Origin of the sequence: Pectobacterium sp. S5, from assembly GCF_051707265.1 — a bacterium.
GTDB lineage: Bacteria > Pseudomonadota > Gammaproteobacteria > Enterobacterales > Enterobacteriaceae > Pectobacterium > Pectobacterium polare.
Map to the genome: position 1 here is coordinate 60,528 of NZ_JAULSZ010000007.1, position 17,821 is coordinate 78,348.

The 17,821-nt window shown below is 55.2% G+C and carries 13 protein-coding genes; 5 read left to right on the plus strand and 8 right to left on the minus strand.

The window, feature by feature from the left end:
• Positions 1-68: 68 nt before the first annotated feature.
• From QWJ20_RS19840 to kduI, 3 genes are all read left to right on the plus strand, one after another.
• Positions 69-857 carry an IclR family transcriptional regulator gene (locus QWJ20_RS19840; protein WP_039484681.1) on the plus strand — a complete coding sequence of 263 codons (789 nt, stop codon included), beginning with the start codon at positions 69-71 and terminating at the stop codon, positions 855-857.
• 351 nt (positions 858-1,208) lie between these two features.
• Complete coding sequence (gene kdgT, locus QWJ20_RS19845; RefSeq protein ID WP_039484683.1) at positions 1,209-2,165, plus strand: 2-keto-3-deoxygluconate transporter; 957 nt, start codon at positions 1,209-1,211, stop codon at positions 2,163-2,165.
• 12 nt (positions 2,166-2,177) lie between these two features.
• The gene (gene kduI / locus QWJ20_RS19850) at positions 2,178-3,014 is read left to right on the plus strand and encodes a 5-dehydro-4-deoxy-D-glucuronate isomerase (protein ID WP_249716296.1); all 837 of its coding nucleotides are present in this window, start codon (positions 2,178-2,180) and stop codon (positions 3,012-3,014) included.
• A 173-nt stretch (positions 3,015-3,187) separates the two neighbouring features.
• Here the strand turns inward: kduI and QWJ20_RS19855 are convergent, their stop codons facing one another.
• The 6 genes from QWJ20_RS19855 to bioH form a co-directional block, all read right to left on the minus strand.
• Positions 3,188-4,585 carry an FtsX-like permease family protein gene (locus tag QWJ20_RS19855; protein WP_433993304.1) on the minus strand — a complete coding sequence of 466 codons (1,398 nt, stop codon included), beginning with the start codon at positions 4,583-4,585 and terminating at the stop codon, positions 3,188-3,190.
• Positions 4,582-5,274: an ABC transporter ATP-binding protein gene (locus tag QWJ20_RS19860; protein ID WP_433993305.1), complete on the minus strand. Its 693-nt coding sequence runs from the start codon at positions 5,272-5,274 to the stop codon at positions 4,582-4,584. The genes QWJ20_RS19855 and QWJ20_RS19860 overlap by 4 nt, the downstream gene beginning before the upstream one ends.
• A gap of 8 nt (positions 5,275-5,282) precedes the next feature.
• Entirely contained in the window at positions 5,283-5,762 is a 480-nt protein-coding gene (locus tag QWJ20_RS19865) for a hypothetical protein (protein WP_127157758.1), read from the minus strand.
• 12 nt (positions 5,763-5,774) lie between these two features.
• Positions 5,775-7,520, minus strand: coding sequence for an alkaline phosphatase (locus QWJ20_RS19870; RefSeq protein ID WP_127157759.1), 1,746 nt, complete (start codon positions 7,518-7,520; stop codon positions 5,775-5,777).
• A gap of 94 nt (positions 7,521-7,614) precedes the next feature.
• On the minus strand, positions 7,615-10,737 hold the full coding sequence (acrD, locus tag QWJ20_RS19875) for a multidrug efflux RND transporter permease AcrD (protein WP_433993306.1): 3,123 nt from the start codon (positions 10,735-10,737) through the stop codon (positions 7,615-7,617).
• 183 nt (positions 10,738-10,920) lie between these two features.
• Positions 10,921-11,688 carry a pimeloyl-ACP methyl ester esterase BioH gene (gene bioH, locus QWJ20_RS19880; protein ID WP_262253980.1) on the minus strand — a complete coding sequence of 256 codons (768 nt, stop codon included), beginning with the start codon at positions 11,686-11,688 and terminating at the stop codon, positions 10,921-10,923.
• Positions 11,689-11,788: 100 nt separating this feature from the next.
• Here bioH and gntX point away from each other — a divergent pair, with 100 nt between their 5' ends.
• Both gntX and nfuA read left to right on the plus strand, forming a co-directional pair.
• On the plus strand, positions 11,789-12,490 hold the full coding sequence (gntX, locus tag QWJ20_RS19885; protein WP_433993307.1) for a DNA utilization protein GntX: 702 nt from the start codon (positions 11,789-11,791) through the stop codon (positions 12,488-12,490).
• Between the two features lie 60 nt (positions 12,491-12,550).
• A complete protein-coding gene (gene nfuA / locus QWJ20_RS19890) occupies positions 12,551-13,126 on the plus strand; it encodes a Fe-S biogenesis protein NfuA (protein ID WP_433993308.1) in 576 nt (191 codons plus the stop codon).
• A 69-nt stretch (positions 13,127-13,195) separates the two neighbouring features.
• Here the strand turns inward: nfuA and malQ are convergent, their stop codons facing one another.
• Together malQ and malP are read right to left on the minus strand one after the other, a co-directional pair.
• Positions 13,196-15,280, minus strand: a complete 2,085-nt coding sequence (gene malQ / locus QWJ20_RS19895) for a 4-alpha-glucanotransferase (protein ID WP_433993309.1) — start codon at positions 15,278-15,280, stop codon at positions 13,196-13,198.
• A gap of 12 nt (positions 15,281-15,292) precedes the next feature.
• Positions 15,293-17,821 (minus strand): maltodextrin phosphorylase, encoded by a 2,529-nt coding sequence (gene malP, locus QWJ20_RS19900; protein WP_433993310.1) that lies wholly within the window; start codon positions 17,819-17,821, stop codon positions 15,293-15,295.

The window sequence follows — 17,821 nt, forward strand, 5'->3', positions numbered from 1 at the left end:
GTAAATAAATTACCGTTGCGTTATTATTGTTCTATATAGGAAACCATAGTTTTATATATAGAACATCCATGAATATATTCCAACAGCTCGAACACAGTAAAGCGCCAGCAGCCGTCCGTTTAGTGATGATTATTGACTACATCGCCAAACATGACGAAGCCAGCTTCACTGAGATTTGCACTGATTTGTCTATACCCAAAAGCAGCGTACATCATCTACTGGAAGTGCTGGTGGTTACGCAATTGTTACGTCAGCGCGCTGACGGTCGTTATGTTTTGGGGTTGAGACTGTTTGAGCTTGGCGGTTTGGTAATAAAGAATATTGATCTGCGTAAAGACACGATTAACTTTATGCATGAATTAGTCAAAGAGACAGAGTTGACCTGCCATCTTGGTATTATGGACGGCGATAACGGCTTCTTCCTGAGTAAAGTCGAATCGCCCAAGGCCATCGTAAAAACATCCTGGGAAGGTAAGAAAATTGTATTTAACCGTATGTCTCTGGGAAAAGTGCTCGTCGCCTGGCTACCGCAGGAAAGAATTGAATCACTGATTGCCGATTGCACCTTTGAGTATTTGACTCCTCGGACAATTACCAACAAAGAAGATTTTCTACAGCACCTGAAGACCGTCAAGGAACAGGGCTGGGCAATAGACGACGGCGAAGATATAGAAGAGATTTGCTGCATGGCCGCGCCGATCTTTAACCAAAATGGTGAAGTCATCGCCGCTATTGGCGTTAACGGTATGCAGTCGCAATATGCTAATGGAAAAAAAGAAAAGCATCTGGCAAGCCTGATTAAAACCAGCAAAGCGATTACCGCTCATATTAACAGCCGGAATATTGATATTAGATAATATATTTAGTGAAAATAATCCTAGTGGATTTCACTTTATGATTTATTGAAATTCATCATAGTCGCGTAAATAGCGTGACGGATATGTCACGACATAATGACCTGTAAACGCTAATTAAGCATTACGGGAAGGCCAACTATAACTAAAAAAACATTAAAGAAGTCATCATTAAGATGACGAAAATTATTAATTATCAATTTTATAATGGGGACAACCATCTTCAATAGTTAATGAAATCGGGTAATAACCCCTTGGGTTTTATTCCCCCCTATTTATTACTTTATACCAATACTCCATCTGCTTTCACTGAAAGCGGGCTGAACATGCTTTTATCTTTTAATGAGGTCTTTTATGAAAATCAAACAAGCTATTGATAAAATCCCTGGGGGATTAATGCTGGTGCCGCTCTTTTTGGGCGCATTGTGTAATACCTTTACGCCAGGGGCCGGGAAATTCTTAGGTTCTTTCAGTAACGGCTTGATTACGGGCACAATCCCTATTCTGGCAGTCTGGTTTTTCTGCATGGGCGCATCCATTGAATTTAAAGCAACAGGAACGATGCTGAGAAAATCAGGCGTTCTGGTGGTTACCAAAATCGCCACCGCCTGGATTGTGGCGCTGATCGCTGGCACATTCTTGCCGGGTGACGGTATCCAAAACGGGATGCTGGCTGGGATCTCCGTGCTGGCGCTGGTCGCGGCAATGGACATGACTAACGGCGGTTTGTACGCTGCACTGATGAACCAATACGGTTCGAAAGAAGAAGCGGGCGCGTTCGTACTGATGTCTCTGGAATCCGGTCCGTTGATGACCATGGTCATTCTGGGTGCCAGCGGTATCGCGACCTTTGAACCTCAGTTATTTGTCGGTGCCGTACTGCCCTTCCTGATTGGTTTTGCATTGGGCAACCTGGACCCGGACTTGAGAAAGCTGTTCGGTAATTCAGTACAAACGCTGATTCCTTTCTTTGCCTTTGCGCTGGGTAACACCATTAATTTATCCGTGATCCTCCAGACGGGTTTCGCAGGTATCTTCCTCGGCCTGTTGGTGATTGTTGTTACGGGTATCCCGTTGATTCTGGCGGATAAATTTATCGGCGGTGGTAATGGAACCGCAGGCGTGGCCGCATCCAGTAGTGCTGGTGCCGCCGTCGCCACTCCTCTGTTGATCGCGAATATGGCTCCGGAATTCGCTCCGGTCGCTCAACAGGCAACAGCGTTAGTCGCCACCAGTGTGATCGTGACATCAGTACTGGTACCCATCCTTACGGCAGTATGGGCAAAACGCTTTTCACCTAAAACCGCATAAGAAGGTAGCAAAATGGACGTACGACAAAGTGTACACAGTGAACATGCGAAAACGCTTGATACCACTGAGCTGAGAAAGAAATTTCTTATTGAGCAGATATTTACGCCAAACCAATACACCATGACCTACAGCCACATCGACCGTATCGTGGTGGGCGGGATCATGCCGGTGGATGGCGAGATAACGTTTGATGACGGCATCGGCAAACAATTTGGCGTGAACTATTTTCTTGAGCGTCGCGAGCTGGGGCTTATCAACATCGGCGGCCCGGCAAAAATCGTTATCGACGGCACAAGCTACGAAGTTGGCAATGAGGAAGCGCTCTATGTCGGAAAGGGCACGAAAGCCTTAGCGTTCAGCAGCCTGGACAAAGCCAAGCCAGCGAAACTGTATTATAACAGCGCACCAGCACATGCCGTTTTCCCAACACGCATCATTACGCAGGATCAGGCGATCAAGGCACCACTGGGTGATGTCAAAACCTGTAACAAGCGGACGATTTGCAAATATCTGGTGCCGGAAGTGGTGGACACCTGCCAGCTGAGCATGGGATTAACGCGTCTGGCGGAAGGCAGCAACTGGAATTCAATGCCGACGCATACCCATGAGCGCAGAATGGAAGTGTACTTCTATTTTGATATGGCGGAAGACACCATTATTTTCCATATGATGGGTGAACCACATGAAACGCGCCATCTGGTGATGCATAACGAGCAGGCAGTGATCTCCCCGAGTTGGTCGATTCACACCGGTGTCGGCACCAAAAACTACGCCTTCATTTGGGGCATGATCGGCGAAAACCTGACGTTTGACGATATGGACCATATCGCGATGTTGGATTTGCGCTAATCCCCTCTGGCGTCACGCCAAGAGAGTAAAATGCAGCAGGGTGAACCACGTTCACCCTGCTTTTTTATGTCACGACGGTAAGACAGCGAAGGACAGCATCGGACGCAGAAACTACACGTCTGATGCTAATAGAGCTAGCGTAGCGACTTGCTCACCACGCTCATTCGCCACACTTACTCGCCACGCAGTGCCGTTGCAGGAGATTGACGGTAAGACAGCATGGCGGGGATGGTAAGAACCACGGCGGCGACCAGCAACAGGAGCAGGACGAAGTGGATGTCTTCCCATTCCAGCGTCACCGGCAGGACAAAGCCGCTTTTCTCGCTCATGACCACCGCAATCGCACGTGCGGCAAGGTAGCCCAGACCAACACCCAGCAGCACACCGACGCTCACCAACGACATCAACCCGCTCCAAATCAGCGTGAAAATACCGTAGCGCGGTGCGCCAAAGGCACGGAGTGCGCCGATCTGTTTCTGCCGCTGCCGCAGGTGGATAACCGCCACCATCGCCACCGCGACGCCCACGAGTCCCTGCGTGCCCAGCGAGATATAGGTCAACAGCTCACGAATATCGCCCAACATCGAGTAGAGCTTCACCAGCACTTCGCCGGGGAACACTGCCAACGTCGTGTTGCTGCGATACAGCGAACGAAGTTGATAGGCACCCGCGATCGTTTTTGGCTTAACGACGATAGCGGGCAAACCAGCCTGATGCGCGTGGCCGTGTGCTTCGGCTTCGCCGTGTTCATCAGCGTGTGACGCCGTTACCGGTTGAGCGGCATCCGCATGATGGTCACCGCCTTCCGCTGGATGCACGTCATTGTGATGCTCATCGGTATGCAGCTCACCTTCCGCCTGCGTGGTTTCATCATGCGAATGGCCATCATGTTCACCTTCGTGCTCATGTTCGCCATGCTCATCACCGTCGTGATCATCGCCCGCAGCATGCGGTGGATGGATACCGTGTACTCGCCACACCGCGTTCACTGGCACCAGAATCGCTTTATCCCATGCGCTGCCGTCAGCAGGTAAAACACCGACAACGGTGTAGATGACGTCATCGTGCGCGTGCGCCCCTTCCGTCCCCACCTGACCGTGAATCGGGCTAAATGTACTCCCCACCGTCAGCCCCGTTTGCGCCCCTACCACGGCTTCAAAGCCGTCGTTGAACACGCGCCCGGCGGTAAGCTGCCGCTTGCCGTTATCCGTGGCCAGCGGCGGTGTGGTGCCGATAATCGGCATCCCCTGATAGAAATCACCAAACGCAACCGGTGCCGCCCAGGCAACCAGCGGGTTCTTTTCCAGATCGGTCAGCACCTGCGCAGGAATCAGCGTCAATGCCGACGGTTGCAGGAACACGGACGACAGCACCAGCTGGGTTTCGCTCCCCGGCGCACCGATCACCAGATCGAAACGGTCAGCCGCTTTGGCACTGCCCATGCGCAGCGCCCTTTCCTGCAAACTCACCGAAATACTTAACGCTGTCGCCACGGCGATCAGCAACACCACGACCAGCACACCCGGCCAGAGCCGACGCCAGTCGACCCAGATAAGACGCCAAGGAATCATGCGCGATCCTCCTGATACAGCGTGTCCGCCACGAGGCGTCCTTTTTCCAGTTGAATACAGCGCGACATCTGTGAAGCCAGACGTGCATCGTGCGTAATCGCGATAAGCGTCGCGCGACTATCGCGCGCCAGCGTCACCAGCAGGTCGGCGATCTGCTCGCCGCTCTGCGCGTCCAGACTGGCCGTTGGCTCATCGGCGATGATGATGTCAGGCTTGCTGAGCAACGCTCTTGCGACCGCCACCCGCTGCTTCTCGCCGCGTGATAGCACTTCAATCGGACGTTTCGCGGTATCCAGCCCCACCTGTGCCAGCAAATCTGCCGCCCGCTGCCTGAGCGCCGCAGGTATCCGCCAGTGGTGAAACTGCGCAGGCAGTAAGACGTTCTCTATCGCACTCAGGCCGGGGAACAGGTGGAAATCCTGCATCACCAACCCGATATGCTGCGCCCGCCAGCGGTCGCGCTCCGCTTCATTCATCTGCCAGATGTCCTGCTTTTCCCACTGCACACAGCCCGTTCCGCTGTGATCCATTCCGGTAATAGCATTCACCAGCGTGGTCTTACCGGAGCCGGAAGGCCCCATCACCGCAACCCGCTCGCCAGAACGAATAGACAGCGTGGGAATATCCAGCACGGCCTCGGACGTATCGGGGAAGGTTACACTCAGGTGTTGAATCAATAACTCAGCCATCAGCGCTCCTAAAGGGTATCGAACGTGGCTTCACGCAGTCGCAGCAGGCTGACAAAACCCGTTTCAGGGTCGGTCCACGATCCGTGTTCCAGCACGCCTTCCACCTCAATCATGGTGTTGTTCTGTACGAAGGTCTGACGTTTGGCGAGGTAAACGACGAGGATATCCTCAGGCCAGTCCGCATCAGACGAACAGAAGGGGCACAGCGCCATTGGCATTTTGGTTAAGACAAAGAATTGTGACTCCGCCTTGAGCGGCGGTGCCATGAAGCCGCGCATCTTGACCCGTTTGCCGGAGAGCGTTTTGACTTCATTGGAGAATTCCAGACCCAGCACGCCGTAAGAGGCATACAGCTTGTCGAAGGAGAGTTCAGACTGCGCGGCTTTCACCGGGGCGATACCTCCGATGAGGAAGATCACCAGCACCGCGCGCAGCCAAGAGAATAAAAGCGGGGTCGCCCCCGCTTTGCTGCATTTCGCATTATTCATAGCGTCGTAGGATTACTTTTTGTCCTGCGGTTTCACCGCCAGTGCATCAACAATCACCCGGAACAGATCGGTATTTTCCATGTAACCACGGATACGTTCTGCACCTGGGCCGCTCGCCTGAATCACCATATCGTCAACGGCATGAACACCCGTATCGGAAGAGCGTGGCAGGATCCCTTCACGGAATACCGCGCCCGGCACGTTCTCGTAGGCTTTGTTGGCAACGTATTGATCTTTTTCGTTCTTGATAGCAGGCACGAACTGGCCATCCAGCTTCGGACGGAACGTTTCGTAATAGTCTGGGTAGTTGTTGAAGAACACGGCCAGACGTTTGGAGACGTTCAGGTCATCCGGGTAGCCGTCTTTGTTGGCATCCTTATAGTTCGGATAGCCCGCATCTTCATACACACCAACCTTCTCACGCATCTCGGTGCCCGGTTTGCTGTCATCAATGGTACCGATGATAGACAGGCCGTGCGTATGGTCGCCCGTCACGATGATCATCGTGTCTGGGTTTTTCTCGGCAAATTTCTTGGCGATAGCGACAGACTGATCCAGCATGATGGTGTTAGTGAAGGCGCGTTCCCAATCCAGCGGGTGAGACGCTTTGTCGATCAGCGCAGATTCCACCATCAGGAAGAAGCCGTCTTGGTTTTTGGACAGTACATCCAGCGCCGCCTGCGTCATGTCGGTCAGGTCAGGCTGGTTCGGGAATTTCTTGGCAACGTCATTTTTCAGGAAGCGACGATCCATCACGCCATCCATGTTACCAGTGTGGAACAGCCCCAGCAGTTTGGTAGCCTGCGCAGCATTTTTCTTCAGTGAATCTGCATCGGTGACCAGTGAATAGCCCGCCTGCTGGAATTTCTCAACGTAGTTGGTTTCGTCTTTACGCTTAGAACCCGGCGTGCTTTTCGGCAGGAAGTAGGCAGAACCGCCGCCCAACATGACCGTAGGCTGCACGTTGTAGAACATCTCAACGATTTCAGCTTTATCCGCACGACGACGCGTGTGAGAGACGACTGCCGCTGGCGTCGCGTCCTGAAGTTCAGCATCGCTGACTACGCCGACAGACATTTTGGTAGAACGGGTTAACAGCTCACCCAGCGTTTCCTGCTTCGGGTGATCCAGTGAACTTTTGCTACGGCTGACGTACACACCCAGCGCGTTCACACCGGATTTGTGACCGGTCATGTAAGCACTCATGGTGTTGGCGCTATCGGCCGCAATGGAGTCGGTACTGGACGTACCGGCAAACGCCATGTATTGCAGGTCATCAATCGCCAGACGACCATCCGCTTTCCCTTCCGTCACCCCTTTAGACAGGATGCGCGCGCCAGTACGGTGCGCAACGGACAGGCCATCGCCGATGAACAGAATCACGTTTTTGGCTTTACGCGTGCCAGCCGCTGAATAAACTTCCCAGTTCACCAGCGTCTTCTTGCCTTTGGCTTCCGCTTCTACCACATACTTGCCGGCTTCCGGCAAGTTCACGTCTCGCAGCCAGATCGTGGACGCGTTGCCGCCGTCTTCACGCTCAACAAACGATGCCGTTTTGCCCAGCACCTGCTGGTAATCCTTACCGTTGATCAGAATGCGAATATCTTCCGGCTTAAGTACTTCATCAAACTCGACTTTAAAATCGAATTTTCCGCCTGCCAGCATCGTGGCGCGGTCAATGGGATAAATGGCCTGAGCCTGCACCATTCCCGGCAGAGCAGCAGAAATCAGTAAAGGCAGTAACCAGCGAGCTTTCATTGTTATGTCCTTGGTTGCGTCATTGAGCTGGACATAACGTAGTTACCTTTTTTTACAGTTTGATGAATTTCCCCATAAATTATTGCATCTGTATCTAATCCTGTTGCGGTGCCTTCTCCTTCAGCGGAAAACGGCGACGCACGACGACAAAGAACAGCGGTACGAAGAAGATGGCGAGGAAGGTGGCGGCTAGCATACCGCCGATCACGCCCGTTCCCACCGCATGCTGGCTGGCCGAGCCTGCGCCGCTGCTGGTCGCCATCGGCAGAACACCGAAAATAAACGCCAGCGATGTCATCAAGATCGGCCGTAGTCGCTGACGGGAAGCTTCCAGCGTGGCCTCAACCAAATCCTTCCCTTTCTGGTTCATTTCGTTGGCGAATTCCACTATCAGGATGGCGTTCTTCGCCGATAGCCCGACCACCGTCAGTAGCCCAACCTGAAAATAGACATCGTTTTCCAGACCGCGCGCCCAGGTTGCCACCAGCGCACCCAGCACGCCCATCGGCACCACCAGCATGACGGAGAACGGCACAGTCCAGCTTTCATACAGCGCAGCCAGACACAGGAACACCACCAGCAGCGAAATGGCATACAGCGCCGGTGCCTGCGCCCCGCTCAATCGCTCCTGCAACGACATGCCCGTCCATTGCACCCCAAAGCCTTCCGGTAGTTGCGCCACCAGCGATTCCATGACATTCATCGCCGTCCCGGTACTAACGCCCGGCGTCGCTTCACCGACAATCTCCAGCGAGGAATAACCGTTGTAACGCTCAAGGCGCGGCGATCCGGTTTCCCAGACGGTTTGCGCAAACGCGCTGAACGGCACCATGCCGCCACGGTTGTTGCGCACATACCATTTACTGACATCGTCCGGCAGCATGCGGAACTTCGCCGCCGCCTGAACGTAGACTTTCTTCACCCTGCCACGGTCAAGGAAGTCATTCACATAGGTCGAGCCCCAGCCCGTTTTCAGCGTGCTGTTAATATCATCCACCGATACGCCCAGCGCCTGCGCTTTGCGCTGATCGATATGAATCCGCAGCTGTGAGCTGTCATCCAGACCGTTGTGGCGCACGCGCGTCAGTTCGGGATTGCTGTCGGCCATGTTTAACAGCCGATCCCGCGCCGCCATCAGCGCATCGTGACCCAGTCCACCGCGATCCTGTAGCTGCATACCGAAACCCGCAGCACTCCCCAGCCCGTTAATCGATGGCGGGCTACTGGCGAACACGCGCGCTTCCTGAATCTTGCGAAACGCTTTGGTCGCGCGTTCAATAACGGCAAACGAACTGCTCTCCGGCGTGGTGCGTTCATCCCAGTCTTTAAGGCGCACGAACAGCCGCGCTACGTTTTGCCCGTTTCCGCCCGGCCCTGAGCCAATGGTGGAAAACACGGACGTCACGGTGTCTTTTTCCTGCGTGAGATAGTACTGCTCGATCTTGTTGACCACCTGTAAGGTCTGCTGCTGCGTCGAGCCCGGCGGGAGCTGCACTTGTGTCGTGAACACACCGCGATCTTCCTGCGGCAGAAACGAGGTCGGCAGCCGGAAAAACAGGAAAGCCATAATCCCGATGATGCCCATATACAGCAGCAGCCAGCGCCCGCTGCTGATTAATATCTTGCCAACGCCGCGTTCATACTTCAGCGACATGCGGGTAAAACTTCGGTTAAACCAGCCGAAGAACCCTTTACGGCCATGGTGTTGACCCTTGGCGAGCGGCTTGAGCAGCGTCGCGCACAGCGCGGGCGTCAGCGTCATCGCCACCAGCACCGACAAGATCATTGAGGTCACAATCGTGATGGAGAACTGACGGTAAATCGCTCCCGTGGTGCCACCAAAGAAGGCCATTGGCACAAACACGGCGGACAGCACCAGCGCGATCCCGACCAGCGCGCCCTGCACCTGACCCATCGATTTCCGCGTCGCCTCGCGTGGCGAGAGCCCTTCCTCGCTCATCACTCGCTCTACGTTTTCCACCACTACAATGGCATCATCGACCAGCAGGCCAATCGCCAGCACCATCGCGAACATCGTCAACGTATTCAGGCTAAAACCGAAGGCATACAGCACGGCAAATGTGCCGAGCAACACCACCGGCACCGCAATCGTAGGAATCAGCGTGGCACGGAAATTCTGCAAAAACAGGTACATCACCAGAAAGACCAGCAGCACCGCTTCAAACAGGGTTTTCACCACATCGGTAATCGAGGCTTTTACAAAGGGGGAGGTTTCGAAGGCGATTTTAGCTTCTAGCCCGTGCGGGAAGTATTGCGACAGCTCTTCGATACGTTCTCTGACGCGCTTATCGGTTTCCAGCTCATTCGCACCGGACGCCAGCGTCACCCCCAGACCGGAGGCGGACTGACCGTTGAAACGACTGAGAAAATCGTAGCGTTCGGCACCAAGCTCAACTTCTGCGACATTGCCGAGCGTCACGGCGGAGCCATCTTGATTGACGCGCAGCGTGATATCGCGAAACTGCTGCGGCGTCTCTAACAGCGATTGTGCGTTGATCGTCGCGTTCAGAGCCTGATTATCCACCGACGGCACGCCGCCGACCTGACCCACCGATACCTGGCTGTTCTGCGATTCGATGGCCCGTACCACGTCGCTGGTGGTCAGCGCATAATCCATCAGTTTGGCCGGATCCAGCCAGATGCGCATCGCATACTGTGACCCATAGGCAGAAACCTCGCCCACGCCACTGATGCGGCTGATCGGTTCCTGAATATTCGTCGCGACATAATCAGCGATATCCTGCTTATCCATGCTGCCATCGGTAGAAACAAACGCGACCATCAGGATATTGGTATCGCCCGTTTTACTGACGGTGACGCCCTGCTGCTGGACATCCTGTGGCAGCTTGCGGATAGCGGATTGAAGTTGGTTTTGCACCTGCTGACGGGCTTCATCGGGGTCAGTGCCTGCCTCGAAGGTCAGCATGACTCTGGCTTGCCCGATATTGCTGCTGTCCGAGGACATGTACATCAGGTTATCCAGCCCCGTCATGCTCTGCTCGATAACCTGTGTGACGGTATTTTCCAGCGTCTGCGCCGACGCGCCGGGGTAGCTCGCGGTGATCCGCACGCTGGGCGGGGCCAGATCGGGATACTGTTCCAGCGGCAATGACTTGATAGCCAACATACCGCACAGGCTGAGAAGGATAGCCAGCACCCACGCAAAAATGGGACGGTCGACAAAAAAGTTCGCCATCTCTCCAACACTCCTCAGCCATATTTTGACGTGGCTGCTTCACGAGCAGCCTACTTATATTCGATCGAAATCGGATTCATTTAACCCAGAGAAAAACCCTGCGCACAGAGTGCCGAATTACCTTAACTGTCGACGTCGGCTAAATCGTGGAGAAATTGAGGAGAAAATGTAAATTATCGTCGGCTAGGCCTGAGCGAACGCGATCACCTGCTCGGTAAAAGCATCAGGGTGCGAGATAAATGGTGCATGCGCAGCCTTTGGAATCACCACCGAGGTTGAATTCGGCCACGGGTCATCCAGCAATCCGGCAACCTTGCGCGGCACCAGCCCGTCTAACGCACCATAAAGCCGCAGGAATGGCACGGCCAGGTCGGCTAACGGCTGGCGTAAATCCGCTTCACGCAAAATCGCCAGCCCGCCGTTTAATACCTCGACTGACGGCATCGGCTGTTCCAGCACCACACTTTTTAACAGTCGGGCATCCTGCCGTGCGCTCTCCGTTCCCAGCGTTTGCAGTGCCAGAAACCGCTCGACCGTACGCTGAAAATCCTCACTGAGCTGCTGTTGAAACCCCAGCAAGACGTCCGGCTTGATTCCCGGCCAGCCGTCCTGTGCACTGAAACAGGGAGATGACGCCACGGTAATAAGCTTTTCAACCCGCGTAGGGGCGCTCAACGCAATCTGGCTGGCAACCAGTCCACCCAGCGACCACCCTAGCCAGACGGCGCGTTCCGGTGCCTGCGCCAGCACGTAGTCCGCCATGTCACTCAACGACATCGGCCCGAATCCCTGACTTCTGCCATAGCCCGGCAGATCGACCAAGTGCAGACGAAAATGCGGGGCGAATCGCGCGATAATGCTTTGCCATACCTGCGCATTCAATCCCCACCCGTGCAGCAACACAAGATCCGTGTTTCCTGCGCCTTCAGTCTGCCAATACAACGCTGCCATCAGTTATCTTCCTTCCTCAGGAAACCCCTTCACGTTTGCATGGGGTCAATATATTTCAGGGAAAACCCGTATTTAGGGAAAACGCTCGTTAAGGAAAACAATGTTAACCATCTCCGCACGCTGCTGGCTATGCTTATTGCCACTTCATCACAGCCAGCAGGGAATTTGCTCGTACTGCCAGCGCCATTTGCCGCGCTTGCCCACCTGTTGCCCGCGCTGTGGCTTGCCCTCCGGCGACACCACGCATCCGTGCGGGCGCTGCCTGCAAAACCCGCAGCCCTGGCAATCGATGACCTTCATCAGCGACTACGCGCCGCCGTTCAACACGCTGCTGAAGCATTTTAAGTTCCACGGTAAAACCGAGCTGGCAGCGGTACTCGCCCGACAGCTGTTACTGCGCTGGCAGATGGCCTACCGCGAGCGAAAGCTCACCGGACGGGTTCCCCTGTTCCGCCCTGAGCGACTGTTCACCGTTCCCCTGCACCGGAACCGCCAGTGGCGACGTGGCTTCAACCAGACCGAGCTGCTCGCTCGACCTCTCGCCCGCTGGCTGAACTGTGCTTACGAGCCACGCGAATTGCAGCGCACCCGACGCACGCCGCTACAGCAAACGCTCAGCGCCAGCGCGCGACGGCGAAATCTGCGGGGTGCATTTTCCTGTGATGTCTCGCTGTCTGGGCAGCAGGTGGTTTTACTGGATGATGTGGTCACGACGGGCAGTACCGCCGCTGAAATCAGCAGGCTGCTGCTGGCTCAAGGTGCAGCGGGCGTTCAGGTCTGGTGTTTGTGCCGAACCTTGTAGTCAGGGGGAGGATGGGCGTATTATAACCGATAAGTGCAGTCAACTATCGAGCTTACTCTTATGATCCGTATTACCGATGCTGCTCAGGAGCATTTCCTGAAACTGTTGGCAAAACAGGAAGAAGGCACAGAGATTCGCGTATTTGTTATCAATCCAGGTACGCCAAACGCCGAGTGTGGCGTGTCGTATTGCCCGCCGGATGCCGTAGAAGCCAGCGATACCGTACTGAAGTTTGAAAAGATTTCCGCTTACGTGGACGAACTCAGCGCACCTTATTTGGAAGACGCTGAAATCGACTTCGTGACCGACCAGTTAGGTTCTCAGCTCACGCTGAAAGCGCCAAACGCCAAAATGCGTAAAGTGGACGATAACGCCCCGCTGATGGAACGCGTCGAGTATGTGCTGCAATCGCAGATCAACCCACAGCTGGCGGGCCACGGCGGCCGCGTGACGCTGATGGAAATTACCGATGACAGTCTGGCGATTCTGCAATTTGGCGGCGGCTGTAACGGTTGTTCTATGGTTGACGTCACGCTGAAAGAAGGGATCGAGAAAGAGCTGCTGCAAACATTCCCTGAGCTGAAAGGTGTGAGAGATCTCACCGAACACCAGCGCGGCGAGCACTCCTACTATTAATCAACTTCCCTGCTGATTAATCTTTGCTTTTCCTCCCCGACTCAGGGGAGGAAGAGTATTGTTCTGTCGTTAGGCTTTCTGATCTTTCATCGGCGCGCCACGACGCAAATCCATATCCCGAACCAGTCGTTCAAGGCAGCGGTCAGCGAAGATCGACTCCAGCGGACGCGTGAGCTTGCGTCGCCAGTTGGGGTATTCGCGGTTGGTGCCCGGCACATTGACCGGTGTCGCCATGTCTAGCCAGTCTTCCAGTTGGAATCCCACCAGCGCACTTGCGCTATCGGCGACATAGCGGTGAACGCCACGGCTTAGCGGTGCGCCCATTGTGGTCAGCGCGGAGTTGCGGCCAACCCGCTGCGGCAATAGCCCGAATTCGTGCAACGCGTTGAGCAGCCCCTGTTTCGCTTTCTCACGCTGCTGCATTTGTTCTTGCAGTAGCGCCTCCGTCGGGTACAGCCCCAATTCCCGCCCCAGCGATAAATCCACGGTTTGCCAGTAGCCGCGCAGCGTCGGCAGATCGTGCGTGGTAATGGTTGTCATGGCCTGACGCGGGTAATCTTCCGGTGCACGGAAGTGGTTTTCTTCGTCCTTTTCAAAGAACAGCACTTTGTAAGAATAGATACCGTAATCATGCAGCTTACTGACAATTTCCGGCGGCACCGTGCCTAAATCCTCACCGATAATCAGGCAGCGATGACGCTGACTTTCCAGCGCCAGCACCGCCAGCAGATCGTCGACCGGATAATGCACGTAAGCCCCGTTGCCCGCCGACTCCGCCTTGGGTATCCACCACAGGCGCAAAAGCGCCATCACGTGATCGATACGCAGCGCGCCACAGTGCGCCATGTTGCTGCGCAGGACGTCGATAAACGGTTGATAGCCACGAAGCTGAAGCATGGTAGGGTTCATCGGTGCAAGCTGCCAGTCTTGTCCCTGCGGCCCGAGCGGATCCGGCGGTGCACCGATAGAGGCATCAAGGCAATAGAGCTGCCGTTCATCCCAGGTTTCCGCGCCGCCCTGTGCAACGCCAACGGCTAAGTCGCGATACAGACCGAGCGGCAGGCCAAGCTGTTTACTGTGCGCGTAGCACTCCGCTAATTGCTCATGTGCGACCCATTGCAGCCAGCTGTAGAATGTAATCTCGTCACTGTTTTCACGGCGGAATGACTTCACGGTTTCGCTGTGTACATCATGATAGCTGGCAGGCCATTGGTGCCAGTCCGCGTAATTCTCACCCTGTTTTTTCAGGTAAGCCTGCAATGCATCAAACGTCGCCTGAAGTTGCAGACTCTGCCCACCGCTCACGACAAACTGGCGAAAGGCGCTAATGCGCGGGTCCAGCGCACTACGCGTCGTAAAGTAGCGGAAAGCCAGCCGCAAGGCCGTCAGCTTAAGCGCCGTCACCGGTTCATAATCGACCCAGCGCCCTGCCCGCAGCGAAGTAACCGCACTTTGCGTATCCTCACGGTGCCACCAGTCCTGCGCTTCACCGCTCTGCTGGAAATCATCGATCCGATTCACATCGATATAAATAATGTTCAGCCAGTGTCGGGAGGAAGGACTGTAAGGACTGGCGGCCTCTGGTAACGCGGGATACAACGAATGCAGCGGATTCAGTCCCACAAAGGCACCGCCGCGTCGGGCGATTTGCTCAATCAGTTGGCGAAGATCGCCAAAATCCCCGACGCCCCAGTTGTTCTGCGAGCGCAAGGTATAAAGCTGGACGGTCACGCCCCACCAGCGTTTTCCCTGTAGTAAGGATTCGGGTTCATAGCAGCGGTGCGGCGCGACAATAATCCGGCAGCTCCAGCGCTGGTCGGCCTGCGTCAGCGTCAGGTAGTGATAACCCAGCGGCAGCACGCCCGGCAGAGCCAGCGTTGAACCGCCCGTTATCTGACCTTGAATTTGACCGCCGTTTTCATACATCAGCGTCCAGAGGTATTCACCGTGACCAGCAAGCTCGATGACCGCATCCCGGCCTTGCAAAAAGACCCGAACAGGTGGCAAGGGTGCATTATCGCTATCAGAAACGTCCATCATTGCCTGAATCTGGTTTCTGATTGCGGCCGCAACAATGTGCTCTTTGCCATACGCATCGGTATAGCTTTCCGCGATGCCTGTCTGCTGGCTTGCCAGTTTATCCACCTTGAACACCCTCTCCTTTTCCTAACGATGCGCCTGCCAAATGCGCGTCTGGTAATCATGAATCGCCCGGTCCGAACTGAACATCCCCATTCTGGCGGTATTCAGCACACAGCGGCGCGTCCATTCATCCGGCTCACGGTAAAGCGCATCAACACGCTGCTGCACCTCACAATACGGTGCAAAATCGGCCATTAACATATAGGGATCGCCCAGCTTCAGCAGGCTATCCAACAGCGGGGCAAACGCATTTTTATCCCCCTGACTGAACGCACCGCTCGCTAGCTCGTTCAGCACTTCACGCAGCAGCGGCGTCACAGCAAGATAGTCAGACGGCTCATAGCCCTGCGCCTGTAGCGCTTTTACCTGTTCGACGGTGTGACCGAAAATGAACAGATTGTCTTCACCGACCTGCTGCGCCATTTCGACATTCGCCCCGTCCAGCGTGCCGACGGTCAGCGCGCCGTTCAGTGCCAGCTTCATATTGCCCGTGCCGGATGCTTCTTTACCTGCCGTCGAAATCTGTTCAGACACATCTGCGGCAGGAATCATCCGTTCAGCCAGCGAGACGCGATAATCCGGCGGGAAGACAACCTTCAGGCGATCGTTAACGCGGCGATCCTGATTAATAACCGCAGCGACCCGGTTAATGGCATAAATGATGTTTTTCGCTAATACATAGCCCGGCGCCGCTTTGGCACCGAACAAAAAGACGTGCGGCACTATATCCAGATGCGGATTGTCACGCAATTGACGATATAGCGCGAGGATATGAAGCAAATTTAAGTGTTGACGTTTGTATTCATGCAATCGCTTGATTTGCACATCAAACAGCGCGTGTGGATCGATCACGATGTCGTACTGCTGGCGGAGATAGGTCGCCAACTGCGTTTTATTATCAGCCTTGATTTGTCGATAACGCTCACGAAAACCAGCATCGTCAGCATAAGGCTCCAGCCCTTGTAGCGCGGGCAGATCATTCACCCACGGCGTGTGCAGCGTGTCGTCGATCAGCGCAGACAGCGCCGGATTACACTGCTTTAGCCAGCGGCGTGGCGTAATACCGTTGGTGACGTTATGGAATTTGGTCGGCCACAGCTGGTGATATTCCGGGAACAGATCTTTCACCACCAGTTCCGAATGCAGCGCCGCCACGCCGTTGACCGCAAAGCAGCTCACGACGCACAGGTTTGCCATGCGAATCTGGCGCTGGTGGCGAATCGCGAGCTTCGCCCATACCTGCCGATCGCCAGGCCATTGCTGCTCGACTTGCGCCTTAAACTGCGTATCAATTTGCCGAATGATAGACAGGTGGCGCGGAAGCAGGCGACCCAACAGCCGTTCATCCCAGCGCTCAAGCGCTTCCGGCATCAGCGTGTGGTTGGTATAGGCAAAGGTGCGTCCGGTTATCGACCAGGCTTCATCCCACGGTATCTGATGCTCATCCATCAGCAGTCGCATCAGTTCGGGGATCGCCAGCGTCGGGTGAGTATCATTAAGCTGGATAACTTCGTAATCCGGTAACGTGGACAGCGCGCGCCCCGCCTTAAGATGGCGGCGCAGAATGTCGGCCACCGAACAGGCGCAGTGGAAATACTGCTGCATCAGGCGCAGGCGTTTGCCCGCCGCGTGATTGTCATTCGGATACAGCACGCTGGTCAGGCTGGCGGCGGAAATCCCCGCCTGTGCCGCCCGCAGATAGTGCCCTTCATTGAATAGCGTCAGATCAAACGGATCGCGATGCGTCGCACGCCACAAACGCAGCGGCTGCGCTGCGCCGTTGTGATAGCCAATCACCGGCAGGTCACAGGCTTCACCTCTGAAAACGGTATCCGGTAGCCAGCGCAAGGTTCCGTCAGTTTGAGGTTGCAGACGCCCGCCAAACCCGACATCCACCGCCAGCTCCGCGCGCGGTAAAAACCACGGGTAGGTGTCGCGCTGCCAGTCATCGGCCGTTTCCTGCTGCTTTTCCTGCGCAAAATGCTGACGGAACAGGCCGTATTGGTAGTTGAGGCCGTAACCCGTTGCAGGCTGCCCCACCGTTGCCATCGAATCCAGAAAGCAGGACGCCAGCCGACCTAATCCACCATTGCCTAACCCCGGATCGGTTTCCTGCTCCAGAATATCGCTCAGGTTCAGCCCCTGTTCGGCCAGCACGGCGGCTACCGCATCATACCAGCCCAGATTCAGCAGGTTGTTGCCCGTCAGACGACCGGGCAGAAACTCCATCGACAGGTAGTTCACATGACGCTGAGGCGTATTGGTATGGGCAACAGGAGATGTTGGCGAAGCGGAGTGCATCAGCAGTTGTTCAGACAGCGCAAGGCTGACGGCGCGCCAGCACTGCACTGGCGTCATCGCTTTCAGGGACTCGACGCCACCGAGCCGCTGTTGGCGGCGCAGCGCGGCGGTAAATTCTGATGCATCAAAGGCGATGGCGGGATGAGCGGAGGAAACGGGCTGCGTTAAAGCTTCTGGCTTTTTTGCAGCCGCTGAACGTTTTGACGATCCTGATACTTTTGCAGAATCCGACTTTCTTGAAGAATCTGACAT